General features: G+C 63.8%; 18 protein-coding genes. 3 read left to right on the forward strand and 15 right to left on the reverse strand.

What is annotated here, in order from left to right; genetic code table 11:
* Positions 1-22 precede the first annotated feature (22 nt).
* Entirely contained in the window at positions 23-2,359 is a 2,337-nt protein-coding gene (locus AB433_RS11030) for a TonB-dependent receptor (protein ID WP_047823899.1), read from the reverse strand.
* 123 nt (positions 2,360-2,482) lie between these two features.
* Here AB433_RS11030 and AB433_RS11035 point away from each other — a divergent pair, with 123 nt between their 5' ends.
* The gene (locus AB433_RS11035) at positions 2,483-3,103 is read left to right on the forward strand and encodes a TetR/AcrR family transcriptional regulator (RefSeq protein WP_047821028.1); all 621 of its coding nucleotides are present in this window, start codon (positions 2,483-2,485) and stop codon (positions 3,101-3,103) included.
* Positions 3,104-3,121: 18 nt separating this feature from the next.
* Here the strand turns inward: AB433_RS11035 and AB433_RS11040 are convergent, their stop codons facing one another.
* The 14 genes from AB433_RS11040 to AB433_RS11105 all read right to left on the reverse strand — a co-directional run bounded on the left by AB433_RS11040 (position 3,122) and on the right by AB433_RS11105 (position 23,315).
* Complete coding sequence (locus tag AB433_RS11040; protein WP_047821029.1) at positions 3,122-4,414, reverse strand: sugar MFS transporter; 1,293 nt, start codon at positions 4,412-4,414, stop codon at positions 3,122-3,124.
* 66 nt (positions 4,415-4,480) lie between these two features.
* Positions 4,481-6,928 (reverse strand): glycoside hydrolase family 3 protein, encoded by a 2,448-nt coding sequence (locus AB433_RS11045; RefSeq protein ID WP_047821030.1) that lies wholly within the window; start codon positions 6,926-6,928, stop codon positions 4,481-4,483.
* Between the two features lie 137 nt (positions 6,929-7,065).
* Positions 7,066-8,277, reverse strand: a complete 1,212-nt coding sequence (locus AB433_RS11050) for an MFS transporter (RefSeq protein ID WP_047821031.1) — start codon at positions 8,275-8,277, stop codon at positions 7,066-7,068.
* Positions 8,274-9,323: a LacI family DNA-binding transcriptional regulator gene (locus AB433_RS11055; RefSeq protein ID WP_047821032.1), complete on the reverse strand. Its 1,050-nt coding sequence runs from the start codon at positions 9,321-9,323 to the stop codon at positions 8,274-8,276. The genes AB433_RS11050 and AB433_RS11055 overlap by 4 nt, the downstream gene beginning before the upstream one ends.
* Before the next feature lie 13 nt (positions 9,324-9,336).
* Positions 9,337-10,269, reverse strand: coding sequence for a glycoside hydrolase family 16 protein (locus AB433_RS11060; RefSeq protein ID WP_047821033.1), 933 nt, complete (start codon positions 10,267-10,269; stop codon positions 9,337-9,339).
* Positions 10,269-11,765 carry a tryptophan halogenase family protein gene (locus AB433_RS11065; RefSeq protein WP_047821034.1) on the reverse strand — a complete coding sequence of 499 codons (1,497 nt, stop codon included), beginning with the start codon at positions 11,763-11,765 and terminating at the stop codon, positions 10,269-10,271. The genes AB433_RS11060 and AB433_RS11065 overlap by 1 nt, the downstream gene beginning before the upstream one ends.
* Positions 11,762-12,781: a cupin-like domain-containing protein gene (locus AB433_RS11070; protein ID WP_053059125.1), complete on the reverse strand. Its 1,020-nt coding sequence runs from the start codon at positions 12,779-12,781 to the stop codon at positions 11,762-11,764. The genes AB433_RS11065 and AB433_RS11070 overlap by 4 nt, the downstream gene beginning before the upstream one ends.
* Positions 12,774-13,490, reverse strand: a complete 717-nt coding sequence (locus tag AB433_RS11075) for a SapC family protein (RefSeq protein ID WP_047821035.1) — start codon at positions 13,488-13,490, stop codon at positions 12,774-12,776. The genes AB433_RS11070 and AB433_RS11075 overlap by 8 nt, the downstream gene beginning before the upstream one ends.
* Positions 13,487-15,010, reverse strand: coding sequence for a tryptophan halogenase family protein (locus AB433_RS11080; protein ID WP_047821036.1), 1,524 nt, complete (start codon positions 15,008-15,010; stop codon positions 13,487-13,489). The genes AB433_RS11075 and AB433_RS11080 overlap by 4 nt, the downstream gene beginning before the upstream one ends.
* Positions 15,011-15,233: 223 nt before the next feature.
* On the reverse strand, positions 15,234-18,134 hold the full coding sequence (locus AB433_RS11085) for a TonB-dependent receptor (RefSeq protein ID WP_245626648.1): 2,901 nt from the start codon (positions 18,132-18,134) through the stop codon (positions 15,234-15,236).
* Between the two features lie 249 nt (positions 18,135-18,383).
* Positions 18,384-20,282: an acetyl/propionyl/methylcrotonyl-CoA carboxylase subunit alpha gene (locus AB433_RS11090; protein ID WP_047823903.1), complete on the reverse strand. Its 1,899-nt coding sequence runs from the start codon at positions 20,280-20,282 to the stop codon at positions 18,384-18,386.
* Positions 20,283-20,287: 5 nt separating this feature from the next.
* Positions 20,288-21,889 (reverse strand): carboxyl transferase domain-containing protein, encoded by a 1,602-nt coding sequence (locus tag AB433_RS11095; RefSeq protein WP_047821038.1) that lies wholly within the window; start codon positions 21,887-21,889, stop codon positions 20,288-20,290.
* Positions 21,886-22,155: a hypothetical protein gene (locus AB433_RS11100; protein ID WP_047821039.1), complete on the reverse strand. Its 270-nt coding sequence runs from the start codon at positions 22,153-22,155 to the stop codon at positions 21,886-21,888. The genes AB433_RS11095 and AB433_RS11100 overlap by 4 nt, the downstream gene beginning before the upstream one ends.
* A complete protein-coding gene (locus tag AB433_RS11105; RefSeq protein WP_047821040.1) occupies positions 22,152-23,315 on the reverse strand; it encodes an isovaleryl-CoA dehydrogenase in 1,164 nt (387 codons plus the stop codon). The genes AB433_RS11100 and AB433_RS11105 overlap by 4 nt, the downstream gene beginning before the upstream one ends.
* 92 nt (positions 23,316-23,407) lie before the next feature.
* Between AB433_RS11105 and AB433_RS11110 the strand changes: the two genes are divergently transcribed.
* Positions 23,408-24,280 carry a LysR family transcriptional regulator gene (locus tag AB433_RS11110; RefSeq protein WP_047821041.1) on the forward strand — a complete coding sequence of 291 codons (873 nt, stop codon included), beginning with the start codon at positions 23,408-23,410 and terminating at the stop codon, positions 24,278-24,280.
* A 61-nt stretch (positions 24,281-24,341) separates the two neighbouring features.
* A complete protein-coding gene (locus tag AB433_RS11115; protein WP_082134899.1) occupies positions 24,342-25,757 on the forward strand; it encodes an SLC13 family permease in 1,416 nt (471 codons plus the stop codon).
* The last annotated feature ends 4 nt before the right edge of the window (positions 25,758-25,761 follow it).

Genomic DNA, 25,761 nt, shown 5'->3' on the forward strand with positions numbered 1-25,761 from the left:
CCCTCTCCCGATGGTCACAGCTTTAGAAACGGATCTCGCCCGTCACGAAGATGCGGCGCGGATCGCCATAGAATGCCGTGCGAATGCCCTCCGTACCCAGCGAGCTTACGTAGTTCGGATCGCCGGTGATGTAGTTGTAGCCAGACACCACATAGCGCTTGTCGAACAGGTTCTTGGCATGAACGCCGATGGTGAAACGGTCGGCATCGTCGCTGTATACGACGCTGGCGTTGACCAGCGCGAAGCCATCCTGATCGAGGCCGGGGATCGGGTTCTCGAACTGTTGCGAATCGCTGCGCAGCGATACGCTGCCGAGGAAATCGACGATGCCGCCGCCGACCGGCAGGCCAAGGTCGAAGCCCCAGTTTACCGTCCATTCGGGCGTGTTCTGGATGCGCCGCTGATCTGAAATGTCGGCACCGTTCAGGATGAATTCGTTGAACTTGGCATCGAGGTAGCCGACCGCGCCATTGACGCTGAACCGGCTGCCCATCCCGGCGAAGTCGCGACCGGCCAGTGCGTCGAATTCGATCTCGAAACCGTTGATATCGGCGCTGGCCGCGTTGGTCGTGATGCCGCGGAACGCTTCGAACACGCCGTCACCGTCGGAGTCGACCCCTTCGGAGCCGAGGATCTGCATGTCGGTATAGTCGTTCTTGAATGCCGCGACGCTTAGGTTCAGGCGACGGTCGAGCAGCGATGCCTTCCAGCCGATTTCAAAGCTGTCGACCACTTCGGGATCGAAGGTCATGAAGTCGTAAATCTCGGCATCGCTGACCGTGCCGTCATTATCCAGATCGATGGCATCGGTGGTCTGGCCGCGCGGGTCGAAACCACCGCCCTTGAAGCCCTTCGAATAGGTTGCGTAAAGCGTGTGGTTCGGCGCGGGCTTGAAGCTGAGCGAGGCGCGCGGGGTGAATTCCTTGAACGTGCGGGAACCGTCGAAATCGGACGTAACCGCAAACGGGATCGCATCGCCGCCGAACAGGTCGGAATAGCCGCCGACATAGCTGGTCCGCTTAACGATAGAGCTGCGTTTGTCGTAGGTATAACGCCCGCCCAGCGACAGGCTGATCTTGTCGGTCAGATCATATGTGAAATCACCGAAGATCGACCAGGTATCGGTACCAACCTCGCCCACCGTCTGCCCGTTCAGGCCGGTGTAGATCGTCGTATCGTTCAGGAAGTTCAGCAGGTCGCCGGTAGTGAACAACGCGACGTCGAAGCCGGTAAAGGCGCTGGCATTAAGATAATAAGCGCCCAGCACACCGTTCAGGCGGTCGCCTTCGTAAAGAAGCTGAAATTCCTGGCTGAACTGGTCGTTTTTGTAGATCGCGGGCACGTCGACGTCGACGATGTCGAGGCTGTCGAAATCGATCGGAGAGGTCGACTTGTCCTTGCGATAGCCGGTGATCGACTTCAGCGTGACGACATCGTTCAGCTCGTAAGCGATGTTGAGCGCGCCGCCATAGGCTTCAACCTCCTGATCCACGACATCCAGCCCGGCACGGGTATCGTATACGTCGTCGAGCGGTTCAACGCCGGTGACGAGACCGTCGAGCAAGCGATGGCCCTGGCGCGCGAAGCTGTTGTCCTTCACATAGTCGCCCGACAGGCGGATCGAGAGCGGGCCGCCGTCATATTCGATGGTGCCGCGCGCGGCCCATACGTCCTTGTTGTAATTCTCCTTGCCCGGCTGGTTGACGTAATCGCCAAACCCGCCCCGGCTGAGCCGAGCGCCGCTGACGCCGACCCGCAGACCATCGCTGAGCGGTGTGGACGCGGTGACGACAACGTCGGCCTGATCGTAGGAACCGTAAGTGCCCCGCACCTTGAACGTGGTTTCATAGGGCAGGCTGGCGGTCACGTACTTGATCGCGCCGCCGATGGTGTTGCGACCGTAAAGCGTGCCCTGCGGACCGCGCAGCACTTCGATCCGCTCTACTTCGTACACGTCAAGAACGGCGGCCTGCGGGCGAGCGAGATAGACATCGTCGATGTAGAGGCCGACGCCCGGTTCGTACCCTGCGACCGGGTCTTGCTGGCCGATGCCGCGGATGAAGGCGGAGAGCGTGGTGTTGGTGCCGCGCGATACTTCCAGCGTGACGTTCGGAACGTCCTCGCCGATTTCCTCCAGCGTCTGCGTGCCCTTCTTGGCCAGCGTCTCGCTGCTGATCGCGGTGACCGAAATCGGAACGTCGAGCAGGCGTTCCTCGCGGCGGCGGGCGGTGACCACGATCTCGTTGCCGTCCTCAATGTCCGACAGGCTGCTGGCCGCGTCCTGTGCCGCGGCGGGCGTGGCGACGGTGGCGGCAATGGCAAAAGTGCTGGCGGCGCAAGCGAAAAGCGCGGTCTTCATCAGGGTCATCCTCCGATCGAGCGGCCTTTCATCAGGCCTTGGATTGCTCGGTATTGAAAGTTGAACCGACTTTCAAGTCCTGATTGTTTGCCTTTGCCCGCGTTGCAGCGTAGCTGTTGCGAAATGAGCACAATTCCTGCGGACGAAGGCGGCAAGACAAGCAAGGAACCACGCACCGAACGGGGCCGTCGAACGCTGCGCAAGTTGCTGGATGCCGCCGCGATAGAGTTCGGCGAAAAGGGCTTCCACGAAGCGTCGATCAGCGGGATCACTCGCCGCGCCGGAACCGCGCTGGGCAGTTTCTATACCTACTTCGATTCGAAGGACGAGATTTTCCGTGCGCTGGTTTCGGATATGAGCGGCATGGTCCGCGCGCGTTCCGCCGAAGAGGTGAAGCCGGGCATGAATGCGCTGGAGGTCGAGACCGCCGCGCTGACCGGGTTCCTGAAATTCGCGGTAGAGCACAAGGAAATCTACCGCATCGTCGACGAGGCAGAGTTCGTCGATCCAGACAGCTATCGCGAACACTATGTCTCAACGGCGAAGCGCATTCTCTCCCGCCTTGAAAACGGCATGGCCAGCGGCGAATTCCGCCCCGGCATGGGTGAGGCTCAGGCCTGGGCGCTGATGGGCATGTATGTCTTTCTTGGCATGCGATATGCCATCATGGGCGAGGATCGCCCGGTGGAAGAGATGGTCGCGGTGGCGCGCGGCATCCTGGAGAACGGTATCCGTCCCGAGTAACGCCGCGCGCGTTGCGCGTCAGGCGGGGCGGCGGGCGAAGACCCCGAACCCGGCGATGATGGCATAGCAGATCGCCGGCAGGATCAGCGCCAGCGCAAGGCTGCCCGTCACGTCGGCCAGCACGCCGAACACCACCGGCACGACTGCACCGCCGACGATGGCGACGTTGATGATCCCCGACCCGTCCGCCGCGCGCGAACCCAGCTTTTCGCAGGCGAGCGCAAAGATCGTCGGGAACATGATCGAATTCATCAAGCCGACCGCCAGCAGGCTGTACCCTGCGACCGCCCCGCTGCTGAGCGCGGAGATCGCGATCAAGGCAATCGCCGCCGCCGCGTTGAAGGCAAGGATCTTGCCCGGGCTGAACACCCGCAGCAGCGCCGAACCGATAAACCGGCCCACCATCGCCCCGCCCCAGTACAGCGTGATCATCCAGCCGATCACCGATTCCGGCTGACCGAATACTCGCGCCTCGGCAAGGTAGTTGATCAGGATCGAACCGATGGACACTTCTGCCCCGACATATAGGAAGATCGACAGCGCACCGAAGCCGAAGCGCGACCGCTTCAGCAGAGACAGCCCGCCAATCAGCGAGCTTTCCTCGTGATTTTCACCCTGCAACCGATTGCGAAACAACCAGACGGCCAGCGCGACCACGCCGATGGCCACCGCAAGGCCGAGGTAGGTGTTCACGATCATGTTGGATTCGGCAGTGCGATAGGCGCGCAAGGCCTCGCCCGTCAGCTGATCGGCGCTGACATCGGCCAGCTTGCCAAGGATCAGCCCCGCCCCGATAGCGGGAAACACCGTGGTGCCCAGCGAATTGAACGCCTGTCCGAAGGTCAGCCGGCTATGCGCGGTACGCTGCGGACCCAACAGGCTGATCAGCGGGTTCGCCACGACCTGCACCATGACCACCCCGCTGGCGAGGACGAAGTAGGCGAAGAGGAAGATCGCATAAGTCGCGGTCTGGCTGGCCGGGATGAACATAAGGCACCCCGCCATCATCGTGATCAACCCGATCACCGCGCCGCGCATATAGCCGACCTTTTTCACCAGCCGCGCCATCGGCAGGCCCATCACGAAATAGGCCGCGAAGAAGCAGAACTGCACCAGCATCGCCTGCGTGTAGTTCAGCGTGAACAGCTCTTTCAGTTTCGGGATAACCACGTCGTTCAGGGACGTGATGCCGCCGAAGATGAAGAACAAAGCAAAGACGAACGGCTGCAACCCCGGCGCGTCGATGTGGGTGCCCTCGTCCTCGATCGGATTCGGGTCGGTCGAGCTTGCAATATCGGGGGCGATTGCCATGCGGGCGTCTCCTCTTGCCGGGTCCGTCTGTCGCAGCCCGGCGCGGTTTTCTTTTATGTCAGGCGGTCAGTCCGCGAAAGCGGGGCAGTCCGACGTTCGCACCACCGGCGCAATGCGAGCGGAGAGCAGCGCGAGCGAAAGCCCCTCACCCGCAGACAGGAACATCGGCGTATCCATCTGCGACAGGTTCGCGCCCGCGTCGGCAAAGCATTGCAGCGGGATCGCAAGGCTGGAAACCTCACCCTTGGGCGCGGCCTTCAGCCGTTCGGTCATGTCGACGGTACGCCCTGCAAAACCAAGCGTGACCGGACCGCTGCCTACGGAATCGATCCGCCATTCGATGGCCAGCGATCCGCCCTCTGCCAACTGGTGCGACAGGTCTGCGGCAGGCCCTTCGATCAGGGCGTTGCCGTTTCCGGTCCATGTCAGCGCCTTGGCGTCTTCCTGCGCACGGACATCGACCGACCGGACAGAGACCAGACCGCCCGCGCTCTCGATCGGGGCCGAGGCCACATCGCGGCGGCCGCCTGCGTCCTCTACCTTCAGCACCCACGGCGCCAGCGCCCGGCCCGCGCCAAAGAAGCTGGCGACGTTCAGCGCCTCTGCCATGTCCATGCCTGGATCTTCGGACAGAGTGCCGAACTGGGCGGGCCGCGCATAGCTCTGGCCATAGCCCAGCGGGAACAGTGGGCGGCCAATCGGCGCCTTCGCATCGCGCGGCCATGGGAACGACAGCGTGCCGGTGAAATCGCGCGGCGACTTGCCGTCCGCACCCGCGATCAGCACGTCGGCCACGCCCGCCCCCTGCGACCCGGGGAGCCATGCGGCCACGAACGCGTCGGAGGCGTTGATTTCGGGGCTGGTGAACATCGGGCGGCCCGAAAGGAAGACCGAGACCACCGGAATACCCTTGGCCTTCAGGCTTTTCAGAAGAGCAAGGTCGCTGGGGTTCGACGGCTGATAGTCCAGCGTCGGGACATCGCCTTGATACTCGGCATAGGGCGTTTCGCCAAAGACGACGATGGCGACATCGGGGGTCTGATCGAAACTGCCGTCTGCGGACAACGTGGCGCTGCCGCCCGCCTGCGTCACGGCGCTGTTCAAGCCATCCCAGATCGTCTGGCCGTTGCGGAAATCGTCATGGGTGACGTCGGTGCCTTGCCAGCTGACCGTCCAGCCGCCCGACTGGATCGCCATCGAATCGGCGGCAGGTCCGGCGACCAGCACTTTCGCGCCCGGCTTGATCGGCAAGACCGACCCTTCGTTCTTCAGCAGGACCAGCGACTTCGCCACCGCTTCGCGAGCGACCGCAAGGTGCGCGGGCGCGCCGACGGCGGCATGGTCGCGGCGCTGCATCGGCGGCGTGTCCATCAGGCCCAGCTTGAACTTCACGCGCAGGATGCGGCGCACCGCATCGTTCAGCCTCGCCTGCGTTATCGCCCCGCTGCGCGCCTGCGCCAGCGTGGTTTCATAAAGACCCTTCCAGCTATCGGGGGCCATGAACATGTCGAGCCCCGCCATGATCGCGCTGGGGCAATCGGTATTGGTGCAACCCGGCACCTGACCATGCGCGTTCCAGTCGCCGACGGTAAACCCCTGAAATCCCAAAGCACCCTTCAGCGCGTCGGTCAGCAGCGAGTGGTTGCCGTGGTTTTTTACGCCATTCCAGCTTGAGAAGCTGGCCATCACGGTCAGCGCACCTGCGTCGATCGCGGTGACGTAACCGGCGGCATGGATGTCGATCAGTTCGCGTTCCGAAATTTGCGCATCACCCTGATCGTCGCCGCCCAGCGTGCCGCCGTCGGCTAGGAAGTGCTTGGCTGTTGCGGCTACGCGGTCGGCGGGAATCTGCACCCCGCCTTCCAGCTTCCCCTGCAGGCCCAGCACCATTTCCTTGCCATAGCGGGCAACGATCTGCGGGTCGGAGGAATAGCCTTCATATGTCCGGCCCCAACGCGGATCCTGCGGCACGGCCAGCGTCGGCGCGAACGTCCATTCGATGCCGCTGCCCGCGATTTCCACCGCAGTCACTTCGGCAATGCGCCGGATCAGCGCGGGATCGTGCGCCGCGCCCAGCCCGATGTTGTGCGGGAATACGGTCGCACCGGGAATGTTGTTGTGCCCGTGAACCGCGTCGACACCGAAGATGATCGGGATCGCCACGCCCTTTTCGCGCGGCTCCAACGATACGGCGCGGAATTCACCGACCAGCCGATCCCAGTCCGCAGCGGTTGCCCGCTCGTTACCATAGGGGCCGCTGTTCCCGCCGGCCAGGATCGACCCGAGCGGATAAGTGCGCAGGTCTTCGGGAGAGATCGCGGAGATATCCGCCTGCACCAGTTGGCCGACCCGCTGTTCCAGCGTCATGCGCGCGATCAGGGCCGAGATGCGGTTTTCGGTCGCAAGGTCGGTAATCGCCGCCGGCGTGCGCGCGCTGGGCCAGTTGGCCGGGTTCGCGGTGGCGGCATCGGGTGTGTCAGAGGTGACAGTCTGTGCCGCGACGGGCGTCGCCATGCCGATCAGTCCAAGAAGTAAAATATGCGGAGCAATCCTCACCGCGTTTCCCCATCCCAAATTGCATTGTGAACGTTATCAACTAAGCATTTGCACGCATCCGGCGGGGTAGTCAACCCCGGCTGACGCTTGGCAAATCAACCTTTGCGGGAAAGCGTTCGCGCGGTGGAGATCAGCAGGAGGCAGGCGATGACCGCCAGCACGGCAAGGATCGCCATCAGCCCCGAATAGCCAAAGGCCGGTACCACCGCGATGGTCAGCCACGGCATGAACAGCGAAGGGACGGTGTTGGTCAGGTTGAAGATGCCAAGGTCGCGCCCACGATGCCGCGCACGGGGCAGGACGCGCAGGGTCTGGCTGGAATGCAGCGCCAGAAACACCGTGCTGGACAGGCCGAACACGACATAGCCCGACAATGCCAAAGCCATGCCCTGCGCCAGTGCCATCGTCACCAGGCCCAGCGCCGCAATCGCCGCGCAGATCGCCAGCGGCACGATGGGCCGCCCCGCCCTGTCCGCCCAGCGGCCCGAGAGCAGCGCCAAGGGAACGGCGGCGGCCAGCACAAAGCCGAAGATGCGCGCGACTTCCGCGTCGGTCACAGCGCTATCGATCGAACGGAACCAGTAGAGCAGATAGGCGAACAGAGCCGCCTCTGCCACCTGAACCAAAAGGCGCGCCGCCCACATGCGCTTTACCGGCTTGGCCGGGTCCGCCGCTTCGGCAGGGCCGCGCAGATCGTCGCGCATCAGTTCGGGAAACGGCCTTGGCCTGCCGAACAGCAGCACCGGCAGGACGCAAACCGCGACCACCGTCGCGACGATCCACAACCGCCCTTCCGGCCCGGCCAGACCGGGGATCGTCACCACCGCGCTCGTCACCGCTCCCGCCGCCGGGGCAAAGGCCATGAGGCCTCCGAGCAATCCCTTCTGCCCATCGGGAACGCAGTCCCCCGCCCATGCCGAAAGCGGCCCCATCATCATGTTGAGCATCACCTGCCACACCAGCAAAAGCGCAAGCAGCTGCCCCGCGCCCTGCGCCAGCGGCACCATCAGCAACAGCGCGCAATTCCCGGCCAGCCCCGCCGCGACCCATGCGCGGCGATATCCGGTCCTGTCGCTCAGCCAACCGAACGCGATATTCGCAAGGCTGGCCGCGATCGCCCCGCCAAAGGTAAGGTACCCCAGCACCCGCACATCGCCCGCGCCCGCCATATCGGTCACGCGCAGCGGCAGCAGCACGGTCAGGAACGGGACATAGGCAATCGAACACCCGGCCCAGCCCAGCGCGTAAAGCAGGAGGAAGCGGGCGCTTTGCCGCGCATCGCCGCCTGCCTGCCCAAGCGCGTTCACCTCGGCGGTGCGGTCGAGGCGCGCTCGACAAGGTCTGCCGGAACGACGACCGGCGCGTCCGGCACTTCGCCATCGCGATGGGCGGCGATGATCAGGTCCACCGCCTTGGCCGCGACTTGCGCAATCGGCTGGTCCACGGCGGTCAATTGCGGATGGGTGAATTTCACGATCGGCGTATTGTCGAAGCTGATGAGCGAAAGGTCCGCCGGGATCGCCAGCCCCTTTTCGCGTGCAACTTCCAGGGTGGCGAGCGCCATCTGGTCGTTGCTGGCGATGATCGCGGTGGCCCGATTGGGTCCGTTCAGCAGCGCCTCGGCGCCCTCACGGCCCGATTCGAAAGAGAAATCGCCCTTGTGGAACAGCCCTGCGGTATCCAGCCCGCGCGTAGCCATCGCCTTTTCCCAGCCATCGGTACGCCAGCCGCTGACCGAATATTCGTCCGGCCCCGCGATAAAGCCGATGCGGCTGTGCCCCAGATCGGCCAGATAATCCGTCGCCATCTCCGCCGCGCCATCGTCGTTCATGGTGATCGCGATGCCGCGCCCCGGAACCCCGGGGCTGATCCGTGCGAAGGGAATGTCCTGCTTTTCCAGTACGCCGGTGATCAGCGGATTGTCGCTGTGCGGCGGGGTCAGGATTACGCCGTCGGGCTGCAACGCGGCAATCGCGGCGGTCAGCTCCCGCTCGATATGATCGGAGTGCGTGTCGACCAGTTCGAAGATCAGGCGATAGCCATGCTCGGCACATTTTAGCATGCCGCCCAGCAACATCTGGTCGACCCAGTCCGCGCCCTGCCGTTCCTTCCAGTCGGCAATCGTACGATCGCGGTCGTTAAGCGCAAGGATCAGGTACGATCGCGACCCGCTCATCCGCTGGGCCGCGATCGATGGGACATAGCCCAACTTGTCGATCGAGGCCTGAACCTTCGCCTTCATCTCTGGCCGAACGTTCGGCTCCTTGTTGATGACGCGGCTTACCGTCTGGAGCGAAACCCCAGCGTCGGCAGCGACATGCTTGATCGTAACGGCCTGGCGCCGACGTGCCATCTCGCGATTCCCCCTATCGCTCGCAGGCGGACCCGGTAGCCGGATCGGCGGCGCATTGCCAGATGCGAACCCAGTCGACCTTCATACGTTTCGGATAATCGCCGGGATCGAAGCCGCCAAGCCCCCGACCTTCGGGCAAACGACCGCCAACAGCAAGGTTGAGGATCAGGTGAAACGGCTGGTCAAACGGGGCCAGACGATTGCCGGGCGCGGCATCGCTGTACCACTCGCTGGCGGTGCGGATGGCAAAGGGTTTGCCATCCACGGTCCAGACCATGCGCTCTGCACTCCATTCCAGTCCAAAGACGTGATAGCCCGACAGGACCGGCGGATAGGGCACTTCGTCGCCTTTGAGCGCATTTTCAGGCGGCTCGCCGCCGAAGTGCAGTGTGCCGAGGATCGTGTTTTCCTTACCACCTGGGCAGCCCTCGCATGGCACGCCGAGGTTGACCGCCTCCATGACGTCGATCTCGCCCGACAGCGCCCACAGGCCATAGGCGTCGTGCTCTGGCATCATCCAGATCGCGGGCCATGTGCCCTGCCCCTGCGGCAGCTGCGCGCGCACCTCGATCTTGCCGTATTGCCACGCTGCCTTGCCGCGCGTGACCATGCGGGCGCTGGTATAGGGCTTGGTGTCCACCGGCACTTTTACGCCCGGCTTGCGACGGTGGATCGGGATGGCGGGGCCGGTCGTTTCCTCCTCATGTGCCTCGATCACCAGCACGCCGTCCTCTATGCGCGCGTTGCGGGCATGATCGGTATAGCACTGGCGTTCGTCATTCGCGCCGCCCCAGCAGTCGATGTCAAAGTCCCACTTAGTGCGGTCTATGTCTGCCATGTCGAATTCGTCCGACCAGACGAGCTCCCACTCCGGTTCGGCGGGGGGCACGGTGGCACAGGCGCTCAGGCTCCAACCAAAGGCAAGCGCAGCAATTGCTTGTCGCATCAGGCCGCTTCCGCCTCCTGCGCGCCGCAGTACTTTGCCACGTAATCGGCGTGGGCTGGCAGACTGCCGACCGTTTTCGCGACTGTTTCGCGCAGGCCGCGCAGCAAGTGTTCGAGTTCGCGGTCCGAAAGCTTGCCCGCGACCGGGTGGTGGCTTTGCGGCATGATCCCCTGCCCCATCATCACCTGTATCCACGAATTCTCGACGAACAGTTCCTCGTTCGTGCGGAACACGCGGCCGGTTTCGCGGAACAGCGCGATCTTGTGCGCAAGACTGTCGGGGATCTCCATGCTGGCGCAGTGCCGCCAGAACGCGGAATCGCGGCGGTCCGTCGCCTTGTAGTGCAGGATCAGGAAATCGCGAATCTGCTCCATGTCCTGCATCTGCTGCGCGTTGAATTCGGCCTCATCGCGTTCCGACACGCGGCCTGCGGGCAGCATGCGGATCACGCGCATGATCGCGCGCTGGATCAGGTGGATCGAGGTCGATTCGAGCGGCTCCATAAAGCCCGACGACAGCCCGATGGCGACACAGTTGCGATGCCACTGCTTGCGCCGCGCACCGGTGACGAAACGCAACCGGTTGGTCTTTGTCGTCGTCTCGCCCTCGATATTGCCCAGCAGGCGTTCCTCTGCCGCATCGTGATCGAGATAGCGGCTGCAATAAACGATGCCGTTGCCAACCCGGTGCTGCAGCGGGATGCGCCACTGCCAGCCCGCATCGTGCGCCATCGCACGGGTATAGGGCACCGCCGGACGCACGCTGCTGGTCTGGACCGCGATGGCGCTGTCGCAAGGCAGCCAATGGGTCCAGTCGTCGTAGCCAATGTGCAGCGCCTGCCCCATGATCAGCGCGCGGAAGCCGGTGCAATCGATGAACAGGTCGCCCTCGATCCGGGTGCCGCTTTCCAGCGTCAGCGCGGCGACATCGCCGCTCTCGCCGTCCATTTCGACATGCGCGATCTTGCCCTCGACGCGCTGCGTGCCCTCGCCTTCGGCAATGCCGCGCAGGAAACGGGCGAAGGCGGTGGCGTCCAGTTGAAACGCATAGTTCAAGCGCCCGTCGGGCAAGTGCGCGAACCTGCTTTCCCGCGCGGCGACCAGTTCGGTGCAGTATTCGTCATACGAAACGTCGTGCCCGCGCGCCTTGCCTTCCATCCAGAAGTGCTGGAAGCCCGCCGTCCAGTGGTCCTTGCCCGTCCCGCCGAACGAGTGGAAATAGCTTTCGCCCGGCACGCGCCAGTTATCGAACTGGATGCCCAGCTTGAATGTCGCATGGGTGGCCCGCATGAAATCCGGTTCGGGAATGTTCAACAGTCGCAGATAGTTGACCAGCGGCGGGATCGTGCTCTCTCCCACCCCGACCGTGCCGATCATGTCGCTTTCCACCAGCGTGACGTGTGCGGTGCGGCCCAGCGTGCGCGACATCGCGGCGGCGGTCATCCACCCGGCGGTGCCACCACCGGCTATGACGATGCGGATCGGTTGCTGGGTCATCGGCTAAGGGTCCTGAGCAGGAAGGCGCGAAGGCGCCCGGCGGTTTCGGGGGTAAGCGGATTGAGAACGGAGCGAGCGTGTTCGGGGATATGCGCGGTCACATTCTCATCCGCGTCGAAAACATAGTGATCGAACAGGTCGCGCCAGACCTTGCGGTCCTTTTCGGGCAAGTCGCGGATCGTCATCATCGCGTGGTTCAGTGCATCCTGCGGCTGGCCCAGATAGCGCGGCGTATCGCGCCACCAGTAGTTCACCAACACGTTGAACGGGGCCAACCCCTCGACATGGTGCCACCACATCGACGGCACGAAGATCGCATCACCGGGTTCGAGTTCGGCGACTTGCGCATGGCAGAGCGCCTCTTGGAAACGCGGGTGCGCGGCGAAATCGGGTTGTTCGAAATCGACCATCGAAATCGCGCGGCCTGCAGGCGTGTTGTCGACAGGGCCGAGGTAGAGGTTGCGGAACTGGTCGGGCGGCAGGACCGTGAACCGGCGACGTCCAGCGGCGCAGACCGCAAGGTTGTCGGGAAAATCGTTGTGCGCGGCGATACGCGTCTTGGTGCCGATCCAGATCGAGGCGAGCGCATCGCGATTGCCGAGATCGACATGGTTCGCATCGTGCAGCCCGCGAAAATGCTCATGCACGTCGATAGAGGCGAGGTAGATCGCGGGCGACTGTTCCATCGCCTCTCCCTCATCCATTTTCTGAAAAATCGTCGGCAGCCTGGCGCGTGAGGTGCGGAAATTCATCTGCATCGTATCGTCGTAGAACAGACGACCGTCGCTCTCCGGCGCGGCAACCGAGACCATGAAGGGCCGCTCCACCGCGTGGTTGAGCAGGTACCGCCGCGCCTCTGCGGATGACATCTGTGCGGCCCGCACCAGCGGCCAATCCGCCGCCAGCCCGCGCACCACGAACGGCTGGTCCGCCCCGCGCAGCATCGCGTCGAGCGCGCCAGGCTGGGCCACCTCGCGCTCTGCGACATGCGGAAGAGCGGTAACGGTATCAGGCATGGACCGACTGGCGGTTCTTGCGCGCGACAAGGTCGGTCAGGTGCGAGAGCGAGGCGAGTGCCATGAAGATCGGCATCAGGTGCCCCGCCGTGTGCAATTCGCCGAGCGCAGCCGCATCCAGTGTGCGCAGGCGATCCTCGTTGATGATGTGAAACCCGACGAGGCTGCGCCTGGCCCCGTCGTCCAGCTCAACCTCCAGGGTAAAGGGTTCGAGCAGGTCATATGCCTTCAGCGCAGCGAAGAAGTCCGCACATTCACGATAGCCTGCATCGAGCAAGCCCAGCTTTCCCGCGGTATCCTCCAGATAGGGCGTCGCCTCGCCCGCATCGTCGAACAGGCGGACGCCATCGACATGTCCGGCGCGCGGGTGCGCCATGTCGATATGGACTTGCGCCGGGCCTTCGCCATCGGCGCTACGCCCGATCAAGAACGGCTGAATGGCGAGCGCCAGCGGGCGATAGAGCGCGTCCCACTGTCCATCCTTCAGGAACAGATTCTCGCCATTTTCGAACCCGAACAGCGCGACCGCGTGGAACCGGTCGTCGGCGGGGTTCTTGTGGAACAGGATCGGGAAATGCGCCTGCACCTGCCGGAATTCGACCGGCACGGTGACACACGACATGACCGCATCGCCCAGTTCGGCATCGGGCTGCATCGCGACCCGCAGATCGCGGTGGGCTTGCGGGTCGAGAACGGCGTGCTGGCTCATGCGGGGCATCCTGTGGCTTGGCGGACGGGCGCGGTGTTGCGCAGGGTATCGAGGTATGCGCGATTGGTGGGCAGCGCGGAAGCAAGCTGACGCGCGCGGCGGGAGACTTCACCGCCAGCGCTTTGCCATGTCGGCAGACGCGGTGCGGGTGCGCCCATGCCGTATAGCACGTACTGCCAGCTGGCCGCCGGGAAGATCTCATCCGCCATCGGGAAATCGGCGCTGGTCGGCACATGATTGCGCCACAGTGTCAGCAGATCCGCAAGGTTGTCCGGCACGGTCTCGCGGTGCGCCTGCCAATAGGCACCACCGCGGTCCGAGAGGACGTAGTGCAGCTTGAGGAAATCAACGATCCTGTCCCAACGCGTGCGGAAAAGCTGGTTGAAACGGCGGGCGTGGATGTCCATCTCCGCCCGGGTTTCGGGAAATCCGTCCATCAGCGCGCGCAGCGACAATTCGATCATGACAATGGCGGAAGCTTCCAGCGGCTCCACGAACCCTGCCGACAGCCCGATGGCAAGGCAATTGCCGATCCAGAACCGGTCGAGATGCCCGCTTTCGAACCGCAGCAGGCGCGGTTCGGGTACCGGTACCCCCGGCAAGGCCCGCGCGACGTAATCGCGCAAGGTAGCAAGCGCCCGATCGTCGGAACAGAACCGCGAGGCATAGACGCACCCGATCCCACGCCGTGTCGGCAGGGCAATATCCCATAACCAGCCCGCATCGTGCGCCGTGCCGACGGTGACCGAGGCAATGGCGCTATCCGGCGCGGTGGGCACTTGCGCGGCCAAGGCTCGGTCGTTGAACAGCACGTCTGACCGGTCGATCCGCCCCGCCCCCATTTCGCCTGCGATCAGCAGTCCGCGCATGCCGGTGCAATCGATGTAGAGATCGCCCGACAACACTTCGCCGCTATCCAGCACGAGCGCCGCGATGTCGCCGTTTGCCGCGCGGTCCACGCCCTCGATCCGCGCGGCAACATGCCGCACGCCCAAACCCAGGGCATGGCGCTTCAGCAGATCGACCAGCTTTCCCGCGTCGAGGTGGTAGCCATAGTTCAGCGCCCCGGCGTAACCCGGCATTGCTTTTTGGCGCGGGGCGAGACCTTGCTCGCAAACCTCGGCCTGCGGCGTCACCGCGTCGGCGAAACCGCCGCCCGCCGCCGTCCACGCAGCAACCGCATCGCGCGGTGCATCGCCCACCGGTGAGGTGAATGGATGCAGATAGCTGTCGCCAGCCGACCCGTCGCGCCAGCCGTCAAACCGCGACCCCTGCTTGAACGAAGCATCGCAGGCGGTGAGGAATTCTTCCTCGGCGATCCCGATGGCGGCCAGCGTCGCGCGCATGGTCGGCCATGTACCTTCGCCCACGCCGATAGTCGGAATGTCGGGCGCCTCGACCAAGGTCACGGCAAGCGGGCGGGCAACGTCGCGGGGACCGCGCGCGGCTATCGTGCAGGCCGCAAGCCATCCGGCTGTGCCTCCTCCGGCGATCACGACATGATCGACAGTGCCGCTCATGGTCCTTGCATCCTCTCGGCCGCTTTGACAGTCCGCCCTAGACTAACGCCATTTACTAACGCGAAAGCCGCCCGCGCGCGAGGGAGTGTGCGCGGGCGACCTTCTGCTATCGGCGGGGATTGGACGGGGCAATGCTGCCCTTCCCTCGCCTTTTGCGGCGACCGTGGGTGCCAGAGAGGTCGCTCAACCCGCCAGCACCCGATCGCCGATCCCATCATTGCGATCAGAAGGTGTAACGTACCCCCGTCGCATAGCGGGCATAGCCCGGTGCGGCGAAGTACGTCGTCTGATCGTTGCGCATGTGGCCCCGACGGTCGGCATTGGTAATGTTGATGCCTTCCACGAATGCCGTCAGGCCCTCCATGAACTCATAGCTCGCGCTGGCGTCCCACTGGCCATAGCTTTCGACGTAGAACGGGTCGGAACCATAATTGGCAAGGAAGCCATCGCGCCAGTTGTAGGCGACGCGCGCCTGCAGCGGGCCCTTGTCATAGAACAGGACCGCGTTGGCACTGTCGCTGACGCCGGTGATTGCGAACTGGGTGGCGGTATAGCGCAGCGTATTGTCGTAATACGTGTCGCTGTCCACGATGGTGTAGTTCAGGATCACGCCAAAGCCGGTGTCCCACAGGTTGTGCTGGACCGCGAATTCCCAGCCGTCGATCGTCGCGGTGCGGTCACCATTGAACGGGGTCGACAGGCGGAAGTTCACCAGCGGATCGTCGGGCTGCCCCAGGATGCCGCCCGTAACGGGGTCGATCACCTCTGGGTAATTGGCCGCGATATAGGCCAGCTGGTCGCCGAAGGTGGAATCGGCGGGCAGGTTGGCAATCGCCTCGTCGATCAGTTCACCGCCAAGGCCCTGAGCCGGGTTGGTCAGGCCGTATTGCGGGCCTTCGCTGATCAGCGTGACCGGGAAGTCCGACACCTTCTTGCGGAAATAGCCGACCGACGCATAGCTGGCGGGGGCATAGTACCACTCTGCCGACAGGTCGATGTTCTTCGACTTGTAGGGCAGCAGGCCCGGGTTGCCGACCGATGCGGTACTGCCGCCATCCGGACGAATCGGGGCCGCAAGCGCGATGCCGCCCTGCAGCTGGCCATAGTTCGGGCGCGTGATCGTGTGGCTGTAGCTGGCGCGCAGCTTCACGTCCTGGATCGGCGACATGTCGAAGTCGATCGCGGGCAGCCAGTTGTCGTAGCTTCCCTTGCGGGTTTCGGTCGTGCCGCCCGAATAGTTGATCGCGATTTCGTTTGCGCCGGTCCACGCGGTGCTGACCGCCACCGGCACCAGCGCCGAAGAGTTGATCTTCGTCTTTTCGTACCGCAGGCCAAGCCGCAGGTGCGCCTTATCTGCCAGAAGGTCGAAGGTGTGCAGCGACTGAATGTACGGTGCAAACGTCTTTTCGCGGATGCGACGGTCGATGGTGTAGTCGGCAAGACAGGTGCCCGCACCCGCGCCGGTGTTGGCGCAGATGCCCAGCTCATCGTCGAGCAGGTTGATAAGGCCGACGGTATCGACCTTGAAATAGTTCGGGATGATCGCGGGATCGTCCGAACCTTCCATACCGGCCAGGTCGTCCGACAGGTCGGTCATGTCGAACAGGTCGTCGGGCGTTTCGTCGGCGGGGAGCGTACCGCTCCACGTTTCGTTCTGGATAAAGCCGTAGGCCGACCGCACCTTGTTGTCGGTATAGGTCGCGCCGAAATCGAGGCTTTCGATGAACGAAGCGTCGAAATCGTAGTGGCCCTTCAACGCGACTTCGTTGATCCGGTCCCGCATATAGGCATTGCGGAAGGCGTTGCCCGCAGGACGGATGTTCGATGCATCGATTTCCGATCCCGGAAACATGTCGACCGAGATCACCGGCATGTCGGTGGTGAAGTCCACGGTCTGCGCCTCTACACCATAGATCGCCGCGCCCACCGCAATGTTGCTGCCATAAGGCGAGGTGGGCTTCGACGTGGCGGTCGAATGGTGCGCGTCGAGGACCAGGGACAGGCCGCCCGGCCCTTCCCATTCGAGATTGCCGCCCAGCGAGTGGTTGATCGAACGGTTGGCCGCAACCGCGCCGGTAATGGCAAGGTCCTTGTTCGGGCCGAACGTTTCGGAATAGAAATTCGGGCCCGCCGCCGGGCCGTCGGTCCAGCTGCTGCTCGTGTTTTCATGGTTGAACCACACGCCGATGGAATTCGTGCGCGCTTCGATCGTGTTTTGAGAGAACGTGTAGTCGAGCGTACCGGTCAGGTTGTCTGTCGGGCGAATCTGGAACACCGCCTGCCCGTTGAACCGTTCGCGGTCGATGTCGGTAAAGTCATACCCGGCATTCTGCGTTACCTGATAGATATCGGTCGCATCAGGGCGATTTTCGACATTGTCGCCATAGCCGAGCGAACCCCAGTTGTTCTCGTCACCCAGATAGCCTTCGCGCCAACCCGCGTTGAACTGGGCCAAGCTGGCCTTGCGGCGCTGGTACGATCCGGAGACCATCACGCCCATCGTGTCGTCGGCGAACGTGGTGCTGTAAATGCCCGAGATTTCGGGCGTGATCTTCGTGCCTTCGAAGGTGTGGTCCATGACCGCCTTCGCGCCAACGCTGCCGCGCGCGCCGGGGCGGTCCAGCGGGCGCGGGGTCTTGATGTTGATGACCGAGCCGATACCGCCGGTGGGCAGCGAGGCGCGGCCCGACTTGTAGACCTCGACCCCCGCAATACCCTCTGACGCGAGGTTCGCGAAATCGAAGCTGCGCGAAACCGGCGCTTCCGTGCCGTTGCCAAGGCCAGATGCGGGCATCTGGCGACCGTTCAGCAGGACAAGGTTGAATTCGGGACCGAAGCCGCGAACCGTGACGTTGGAGCCTTCGCCGTTGCTGCGGTCGATCGACACGCCGGTGATGCGCTGAAGCGATTCGGCAAGGTTGGTATCGGGGAACTTGCCGATATCCTCGGCACTGATCGCATCGACGACACCCTGCGCCTCGCGCTTGATGTCGGCCGCGGCTTCCAGCGATGCGCGGATACCGGTGACGAGGATGACGTTATCATCCTCTGCCGCGTCGTCGGCGTCTTGCGCGAAAGCGATTTGCGGCATCGTGGCCATAGCGATGGCCGATGCTCCAAGCATGAAACGAATAGGTGTGCGCTGGCTGCGTCGCGCCATCAGTCCTCTCCCCTGACCCGGCGAATCGGTACACTCCGACGCGTCCGGAATTACGTTGTGAACGTTCATGTGAACGTTCCCAGACGTAATGTCAACTCACCGTGCGGCAAAACGATTCCGCCGCATATGGATGAGCGCACGCGGTCAGGCCGCCGCGCACGGCAGTAGACTATATGGTTTCCTGTGAAACTTGAAGGCCCGTTAGGGCGCGTATCAGCCTTCGTCGGGCTCGATCTCGACCAGCAGCGATTCGACCTCTACCTGCTGCCCCGCCGCGACGGTCAACGACTTGACCGTGCCCGCAAAAGGCGCGGTCATCGCGTGCTCCATCTTCATTGCTTCCAGCACGAGCAGGCGCTGCCCTTCGGCAACGCTATCGCCCTCCGCCACGTCGACCGCGATGACTTTCCCCGGCATCGGCGCAAAGATCGCACCATCTGCCGCAGAGCCTTGGCCAGATCCGCGTACGGCGGTGTCAAACGCGTAACCGACACCATCGGAAAAGACGACGACGCGATCGCCATCGGCGTATGCGGTCGCCGTCGTATCGACAGCACTCAACAGGTCTCCGTCATCTTCGAAGGCAATGGCTTCGGCCTCGGCCAGATCGATTAACCGCCCCTCACCGCGATGCGACAGCCACACGGCATGACGTGCCGGGGCATTCAGACGGAAACCGACCAGTTCGTCCTGATCGTCGCCCGCTGCGATCTGCGCGGCAACGCTCCAGATCGCATCGTCTGCCTCGCCACTGGGGATCAGATCGTCGCCGTGGCGCTCGATAAAACTGGTGTCGAGATCGGCCTTGCGGAAATCCTCTGCATCCAGCGCACGGACCAGAAAGCCCGCATTGGTACGCACCGGCCAAACTTCTGTATCCGCCAGCGAGTCGATCAGCGCATCGATGGCCGCTTCGCGATCCTCGCCGTGACATACGACCTTGGCGATCATCGGATCGTAGAACGGGGAGACCTGCCCGCCTTCTTCGACACCGGTTTCGATGCGGGTCGCGTCGCCGAATGCCAAGCGGTCCAGCCGCCCGGTGCTGGGCAGGAAGCCGCTGGCCGGATCCTCGGCATAAAGGCGCACTTCCATTGCGTGCCCATCGATGGACAGCTCTTCCTGGCGCAGTGGGATGGGCTCACCACTGGCAACGCGCAGCTGCCATTCGACCAGATCGACGCCGGTGATTTCCTCTGTCACCGGGTGTTCGACCTGAAGCCGCGTGTTCATTTCCATGAACCATGTGCGATCGGCGCGCAGTCCTTCGCTGGCGTCGGCGATGAATTCGATCGTTCCCGCGCCTTCGTAGTTCACCGCCTGCGCGGCCTTGACCGCGGCGGCACAGATTGCCTCTCGCGTCGCTTCGTTCATGCCCGGCGCGGGCGCTTCCTCGATCACCTTCTGATGACGTCGTTGCAGCGAACAGTCGCGTTCGAACAGGTGCACGACATTCCCTTGGCTGTCCCCGAAGACCTGAACCTCGATATGGCGGGGTGAGAGTATGAACTTCTCGATCAGGACGACGTCGTTGCCAAAGCTGGCTCGCGCCTCACGTCGACAGGATTCGAGCGAGGACAGGAAGTCGCCTTCGGCATCGACCTTGCGCATACCCTTGCCGCCTCCGCCCGCAACGGCCTTGATCAGCACCGGATAGCCGATGGCATCGGCCTCGGCCTTCAACCGCTCATCGGACTGGTCTTCTCCCATATAGCCCGGCGTGACCGGCACGCCCGCCTCTGCCATCAGCGCTTTGGCCGCGTCTTTCAGCCCCATCGCATTGATGCTGGCAGGCTTGGGACCGACCCAGACCAGCCCGGCATCGATCACCGCCTGAGCGAAGGCCGCGTTCTCGGACAGAAAGCCATAGCCGGGGTGGATCGCTTCCGCCCCGGTCTGTTTCGCGGCGGCAATGATGCGCTCGCCAACCAGATAGCTCTCGGCCGCCGGTGACTGGCCGATATGCACCGCATCGTCCGCCATGCGTACGTGCAGCGCCTTGGCATCGGCATCGGCATAAACCGCCACGGTGCGCACGCCCATGGCGCGGGCGGTGCGGATGATCCGGCAGGCGATTTCGCCGCGATTGGCGATGAGGAGGGATTTGATCATGGCCATTACATCCTGAACACGCCGAACGGCGCACGGTCTGGGATCGGAGCTTCGAGTGCGGCGCGGAAGGCAAGGCCCAGCACGTCGCGCGTCTGCGCCGGATCGATCACACCGTCGTCCCACATCCGGGCGGTGGCGTAGTAGGGGTTGCCCTCGTCCTCGTACTTTTCGCGGATCGGGGCCTTGAAGGCTTCGGCTTCCTCGGCGCTCCACGTATCGGCATCGCGGTGCACGGTGGCGAGCACGCTGGCCGCCTGTTCGCCGCCCATCACGCTGATCCGGCTGTTGGGCCAACTGAACAGGAAACGCGGCTGATAGGCGCGGCCCGCCATGCCGTAGTTCCCCGCGCCGAAGCTGCCGCCGATCAGGACGGTAACCTTCGGCACTTGCGCGGTGGCAACGGCGGTCACCAGCTTTGCGCCGTGCTTGGCAATGCCCTCCGCCTCGTACTTGCCGCCGACCATGAAGCCGGAAATGTTCTGCAGGAACAGCAAGGGGATGCGCCGCTGACACGCCAGTTCGATGAAGTGCGCGCCCTTCTGCGCGGATTCGCTGAACAGCACGCCGTTGTTGGCAAGGATCGCCACCGGCATTCCGTGGATATGCGCGAACCCGGTGACGAGCGAACTGCCGTAGAGCGGCTTGAACTCGTGAAATTCGCTGCCGTCGACGATGCGCGCGACGATTTCGTGCACGTCATAGGGCGCACGCACGTCGTCGGGGACGATAGAATAGAGCTCGTCGGCGTCGTATTTCGGCGGGACCGGGGTCTTGAATTCGACCGCCGCGCCTTCGTTCACACCAAGGTGGCTGACAATGTCGCGCACGATGGTCAGCGCATGTTCGTCGTTCTCGGCCAAGTGATCGGCCACGCCCGACTTGCGCGTGTGGAGGTCGCCGCCGCCCAGATCCTCGGCGCTGATTTCTTCACCCGTCGCGGCCTTCACCAGTGGCGGCCCGGCAAGGAAAATCGTGCCCTGTTCACGCACGATCACCGTCTCGTCACTCATCGCCGGAACATAGGCGCCGCCCGCAGTGCAGCTGCCCATGACACATGCGATTTGCGGAATGCCCATCCCGCTCATCCGCGCCTGGTTGTAGAAGATGCGGCCAAAGTGATCGCGGTCGGGGAAGACCTCTGCCTGAAAGGGCAGGTTCGCGCCGCCGCTATCGACAAGATAGATGCACGGCAGGCGGTTTTCCTCTGCGATCTCTTGCGCACGAAGGTGCTTTTTTACCGTCATCGGGTAATAGCTGCCGCCCTTCACGGTGGGATCGTTGGCGGCGATCATGCACTGGCGGCCCGACACCATGCCGATGCCCGCAACGATGCTGGCCCCGTGCACGTCGCCGCCATACATGCCGTTGGCAGCTAGCTGGCCGATTTCCAAAAAGGGCGAACCGGGATCGAGCAGACGCTCCACCCGGTCGCGCGCCAGCAGCTTGCCGCGCGCGACATGGCGTTCGCGATACCGCTCCGCTCCGCCCAGCGCGGCTTCCGCAACCTTTGCGCGCAGTTCGTCAACCAGCGCGCGGTTGTGCTTCGCGCGCGCCTGCGCCTCTGGTGAGGACAGGTCGAGTTTCGATGTCAGGACGGGCGCACTCATTTATGGGCCTTTCGATTTTTCGGCGCGATCAGGTGGCGGTAAACGCCGACCACGTTGATGATCAGAAGACCGACGTTCTGCCAGCCGATCCCCGCACCTTCGTCGTTCAAGAAACCCCATGCGATCAGCGCGATGGAGCTGGTAACGAACAGAACGAAGGCCCAGCCCGTGATCCGCTCGCCAAGGTTGAGCGAGACGAGGAACGCCGCCAAAAGTGCAGCGCCCGCCCCGTAATATTGCAGGATGTTGAGCGTGGATTCGCTCATCCCCTCATGAGCTCCCGCCCGATCAGCATCCGGCGAATTTCGTTCGTGCCCGCCCCGATATCCAGCAGCTTGGCATCGCGCAGGAACCGCTCTACCGGCCAGTCGAGCGTATAGCCCGCCCCGCCCAGCGCCTGAACCGCTTCGCCCGCCGCGCGGAAGGCATTCTCGCTGGCCAGCAGTATCGCACCCGCCGCGTCGAAGCGCGTGGTCTGGCCCGCGTCGCAGGCTTTGGCCACGGCATAGGAATAGGCGCGCGCCGATTGCAGCCCTACGTACATGTCGGCGATCTTGGCCTGCATCAGCTGGAATTCACCGATGGGGCGGCCGAATTGCTTGCGTTCGCGGACATAGGGAATGACGACGTCGAGGCAGGCCTGGATGATGCCAAGCTGCACGCCCGACAGGACGACGCGCTCGTAATCCAGCCCGCTCATCAGGACTTTCACGCCTTCGCCGACGCCCGCCATGACGTTCTCGTCCGGCACGAAGCAATCGTCGAAGACCAGTTCGGCGGTGGGCGATCCGCGCATGCCCATCTTCTCGATCTTCTGGCCGATGGAGAAACCGTCGAAGTCCTTCTCGATCAGGAAGGTCGTAATGCCCTTCGGCCCGGCATCGGGATCGGTCTTGCCATAGACGACCAGCGTGTCGGCATAGGCGGCATTGGTGATCCAGAACTTCGTACCGTTCAGCACCCAGCCGCCATCGGCCTTCGTGGCGCGCATCTTCATCGAAACGACATCGGAACCGGCCCCGGCCTCGCTCATCGCCAGCGAACCGACATGCTCGCCGCTGACCAACTTGGGCAGGTACTTCGCCTTCTGCGCATCGCTGCCCCAGCGGTGGATCTGGTTGACGCAAAGGTTGGAGTGCGCACCGTACGACAGGCCGAGCGAGGCGCTGGCGCGGCTCACTTCCTCCACAGCGATCAGGTGATCGAGATAGCCGAGGCCCAGCCCGCCGAAATCTTCGGACACAGTGACGCCGTGAAGGCCAAGTTCGCCCATCGCCTGCCACAACTCGTCACGCGGGAACCAGTCCTCACGGTCGATGCGGTCGGCCAGCGGCATGATCTGTTCGTCGGCGAAGCGCGAAACGGTGTCGCGGATCATCACGGCGCTCTCGCCAAGCTGGAAATCGAAATCGGGGGTCGCGCGCATGTCTATCCTCTCTTCGTACAGACCAAATCCTACGGCCCCGCCCTGCGTTCCGACAAATTGAAAACGGTTTGGCCATGATATAGACAGCATCTATGATCGAACGCTACCTGATCCGCTATTTCATCGCCGTGGTCGATAGGGGCAGCTTTTCGCGCGCCGCCGCAGCCTGCAACGTATCGCAACCCACCCTGTCCGCCGGGATCGCCAAGCTGGAGCGGCTGGTCGGCGCGCCGCTGTTCGAACGGTCGAACCGCCGGGTCGAACTGACTCGCGCCGGGGCCAGCTTCGTCGAACACGCGCGCGCCATCGAACGCGGATTCGCCGCCGCTGAACAGGTCGCGCAAGAAAGCGGCCCGGCACAATTGCTGCGCATCGGGATCGCCTCGACCTTTCCGTCGGCACTGATCGGCGCGGGGGTTGCCGCCATGCGCAAGGCCGATGCCAGTGCTCGGATCGAATTACTCGACGGGCGAATGCGCGATCTGATGCAACAGCTGGACCGCGGGCGGCTCGACGCCGTCATCGGACCGGTCGCCCAAACACAAGAGGTGCAACGCGATCTGGGCGTAGAGGATTACCTGATGGCCCTACCCGCGTCTCATGCGCTTGCCTCGCGCGACGATGTTGCTCCTGCCGATTTAGCCGGGGAAGCGATGCTGGTCCGCCGCAATTGCGAGGCACTGTCCGATACCAGCCGGTTCTTTACCGCGCATGGCGTGCGCCCGTTCATGGCGGCACGCACCACCGATGACGAACGGGCGATGGCGATGGTCGCGGCAGGTCTGGCGATCACGGTCGCGCCCCGTTGCTTCGCGCGCGATGGCATTGCGATGGTGCGGCTGGAAGGATTCGATCCCGAACGCCGCATCGGCCTGATCAGCGATGCGGACGCGATGGCGCGCATCGGTGCTTCGCCCGTATTGCGTGCCCTGTGCGATACGATTGCGGATTGGCTGACACGATAGGGGGCGGCTTGCCCTCACCCGTCCCTTCGCTAGAACGATGATAGGGGGTGAAGGGGAACCAATGACAAGCAGGCGGATCGGCTTCTGGCTGGGACTGGCGTTGATGGCGGTGACGATCGTGCTGCCCCCGCCCGCCGGGATGGAGCCGCCCGCGTGGTACATGGCGGGCCTCGTCTGCTGGATGGCGGCGTGGTGGATGACGCAGGCGATCCCGCTTTCAGCCACAGCGTTATTGCCGTTCATCGTCCTGCCACTGGCTGGCGTATCGGGCGCAAAGGCGGTGGCGTCGTCGTACTATTCGCCGATCATTTTCCTGATCCTTGGCGGTGCGATGCTGGCGCTGGCGATCGAGCGTACCGGCCTGCACCGGCGACTGGCGCGCGGACTGGTGCGGATGGGTGGGCGAAGCGCGTTCTCGATGTTGCTGGCCTTCATGGCGGCAACGGCGCTGCTTTCCATGCTGATCAGCAATACGTCGTCGGCGCTGATCATGGTGCCGATGGCGCTGGCGGTGATCGCAGGCGGCACGGGTGAGGAAGGCGACGAACCCAGGCAGTCCGGCATCGCGGGTGCATTGCCCATCGGCATCGCATTTGCCGCCACCATCGGCGGGTTCGGTACCATCGTCGGTACGCCCACCAACGCCATCGCGGTCGCGCTGCTGGACGAGATGCTGGGCGTGAAGATCAGCTTCGCCCGCTGGATGGCGTTCGGCCTGCCGCTGGTCGTAATCTCCCTACCCATCGCGGCATGGCTGATCGCGCGGGTCCAGCGCCTGTCGACCGACCGGTTCGACATCGACGCCGCCCGCGCCGCTTTGGCATGCGAGCCGAATTGGTCGACACCGCAAAAACGCATGGGCGTGATCATCGCCCTCGCCTTCGCGGGCTGGCTGATCGCGCCGTTCGTGGGAATTTACCTGCCGCCCGATTCGCTGACCGACGGGACCGTTGCGGTTGTTGCCGCGCTGATCCTGTTCGTTTTGCCGGATGGCACGGGCCGCCCGATGCTGACGTGGAAAGAGGCGAACCGCGCGCCGTGGGACGTGCTTTTGCTGTTCGGCGGCGGATTGGCGTTGGCGGGCGGCATGGGCGCATCCGGACTGGCCGATTGGTTGGGCCAGATGTTGCTGCCGCTGAAGGCCGTGCCGCTGTTCCTGGTGGCAATGGCAATCTGCGCGCTAGTCATCGTGATCACCGAATTTGCCAGCAATGTTGCAACGGGCAGCGCGATCATACCAGTCGTCGCGGGCCTGATCGCGGCGCTGGGCGTCGATCCGATCCTGCTGGCCATGCCCGCCGCCATCGCGGCATCGTGGGGTTTTATGTTGCCCGCCGGGACGGGACCGAACGCGATTGCGTGGAGTTCGGGGCGCATCGCCCTGCCCGCAATGATCAAGTCCGGCCTGTTGTTGGATGTCGTGGGCGTAATCCTGTTGCCCGGCGTGATCTGGCTGGTCGCGGCGGTTATCCGCTAGGCGA

The sequence above is a fragment of the Croceicoccus naphthovorans genome, from assembly GCF_001028705.1.
Lineage (GTDB): Bacteria > Pseudomonadota > Alphaproteobacteria > Sphingomonadales > Sphingomonadaceae > Croceicoccus > Croceicoccus naphthovorans.

Coding starts and splice junctions, on each gene's coding strand:
- AB433_RS11030 (WP_047823899.1), bottom strand. CDS start 2,359: ATGAAGACCGCGCTTTTCGCTTGCGCCGCCAGCACTTTTGCCATTGCC.
- AB433_RS11035 (WP_047821028.1), top strand. CDS start 2,483: ATGAGCACAATTCCTGCGGACGAAGGCGGCAAGACAAGCAAGGAACCA.
- AB433_RS11040 (WP_047821029.1), bottom strand. CDS start 4,414: ATGGCAATCGCCCCCGATATTGCAAGCTCGACCGACCCGAATCCGATC.
- AB433_RS11045 (WP_047821030.1), bottom strand. CDS start 6,928: ATGGCGACGCCCGTCGCGGCACAGACTGTCACCTCTGACACACCCGAT.
- AB433_RS11055 (WP_047821032.1), bottom strand. CDS start 9,323: ATGGCACGTCGGCGCCAGGCCGTTACGATCAAGCATGTCGCTGCCGAC.
- AB433_RS11060 (WP_047821033.1), bottom strand. CDS start 10,269: ATGCGACAAGCAATTGCTGCGCTTGCCTTTGGTTGGAGCCTGAGCGCC.
- AB433_RS11065 (WP_047821034.1), bottom strand. CDS start 11,765: ATGACCCAGCAACCGATCCGCATCGTCATAGCCGGTGGTGGCACCGCC.
- AB433_RS11070 (WP_053059125.1), bottom strand. CDS start 12,781: ATGCCTGATACCGTTACCGCTCTTCCGCATGTCGCAGAGCGCGAGGTG.
- AB433_RS11075 (WP_047821035.1), bottom strand. CDS start 13,490: ATGAGCCAGCACGCCGTTCTCGACCCGCAAGCCCACCGCGATCTGCGG.
- AB433_RS11080 (WP_047821036.1), bottom strand. CDS start 15,010: ATGAGCGGCACTGTCGATCATGTCGTGATCGCCGGAGGAGGCACAGCC.
- AB433_RS11085 (WP_245626648.1), bottom strand. CDS start 18,134: ATGCTTGGAGCATCGGCCATCGCTATGGCCACGATGCCGCAAATCGCT.
- AB433_RS11090 (WP_047823903.1), bottom strand. CDS start 20,282: ATGATCAAATCCCTCCTCATCGCCAATCGCGGCGAAATCGCCTGCCGG.
- AB433_RS11095 (WP_047821038.1), bottom strand. CDS start 21,889: ATGAGTGCGCCCGTCCTGACATCGAAACTCGACCTGTCCTCACCAGAG.
- AB433_RS11100 (WP_047821039.1), bottom strand. CDS start 22,155: ATGAGCGAATCCACGCTCAACATCCTGCAATATTACGGGGCGGGCGCT.
- AB433_RS11105 (WP_047821040.1), bottom strand. CDS start 23,315: ATGCGCGCGACCCCCGATTTCGATTTCCAGCTTGGCGAGAGCGCCGTG.
- AB433_RS11110 (WP_047821041.1), top strand. CDS start 23,408: ATGATCGAACGCTACCTGATCCGCTATTTCATCGCCGTGGTCGATAGG.
- AB433_RS11115 (WP_082134899.1), top strand. CDS start 24,342: ATGACAAGCAGGCGGATCGGCTTCTGGCTGGGACTGGCGTTGATGGCG.